The organism is Hydrogenivirga sp. 128-5-R1-1, assembly GCF_000171895.1.
This window is the reverse complement of the sequence record NZ_ABHJ01000461.1, coordinates 1-1,173: the sequence shown is the minus strand read 5'-3', so window position 1 is coordinate 1,173 and position 1,173 is coordinate 1. Positions and strand designations below refer to the sequence as shown.

General features: G+C 33.7%; 1 protein-coding gene and 1 pseudogene. Both read right to left on the bottom strand.

Annotation, left to right across the window (positions count from 1 at the left end; all coding sequences use genetic code 11):
- Positions 1–585 (bottom strand): annotated as a pseudogene (gene obgE, locus HG1285_RS18575) (GTPase ObgE); the annotation flags it as partial.
- A 62-nt stretch (positions 586–647) separates the two neighbouring features.
- Positions 648–1,173, bottom strand: a 526-nt coding sequence (locus tag HG1285_RS20100) for an ATP-binding protein (protein WP_008289594.1), incomplete at its 5' end; no start/stop codon positions are given.

The following is a 1,173-nucleotide window of genomic DNA, read 5'->3' as shown; positions in this document are numbered from 1 at the left end:
CAGGTGAAAGTGTAGTAAACGGATAATCTGCTATTTTAGGCTTTGCATTTGAAAGTACCGAAATTAAAGTAGATTTTCCTGCATTTGGAAAACCTATAATTCCAACATCAGCAATCAGTTTAAGCTCAAGCTCTATCCATTTTTCTTCACCTTTTTCACCTTCTTCTGCATAGTCCGGTGCTTGATTTGTTGATGTTTTAAATGCTGCATTTCCTTTTCCACCTTTACCTCCTTTTGCAACAATAACTTCCTGTCCGTCTGTGTAAGGTCTGCGATTACTTCGCCAGTTTGAGCGTCCTTTACAACTGTCCCAACAGGTACTTTTATTATTAAATCTTCAGCATTTCTACCGTGTTTGTTTGAGCCTGAACCGTGTTGACCTCTATCTGCTTTAAAATGAACTTTATGTTTAAAATCATATAATGTCTGCAGTCTGTTGTCAGCTTTTAAAATAACATCTCCGCCTTTACCGCCATTACCACCTGCAGGTCCTCCCATAGGTACAAACTTTTCCCTTCTCCATGCAACACAGCCTCTACCACCGTCTCCAGCTTTTACATATATTTTTGCTTTATCTACAAACATTTTTCCCTCTTTATAGTTTTTACGTAATAATTTATTAGGTTTTATTGAGTTTTCAAACTTGATTAACCCAGTCTTATTTTTGCCATATAACCAAAAGGGACAGCAAGTCCTGTAATGTATAAATATCCAGGTTTTAAATATGGAAGTGAGTTGAAAACTTCAGCTTTGTTAGTTTCAAAAAACACGGAAACAGCATCTAAGTCATTCTTATTTATGAGCTTCAGTATAACTTGTGTGTTTAATTGAGATAAAATATACTTGCTTATATTTGCTGGTCTTTGGGTAATAGCAATTAACCCTAAATTAAATTTTCTTCCTTCCATGGCTATTTTTTTTGCCATTGTGTAAGCAAGATTTTCTGAAGAGGACGGAACATCTGTGGCAGTTCTTTCAGGAGCAAAATGTTGAGCTTCTTCTAAAACTACAGTATGTCTGTGCTGGGTTTTTTTTGAAAGTTTGAAAATTTCTTTTAATAATAATCCTGCTATATTTATCTTTGAATTTAAATCTTCTAAATTTTTGAAATTGAAAATTATAAATTTTTCTTCCCTTTTTAAAGCTTCTTTTATTAAACTTAAAATTTGCGTT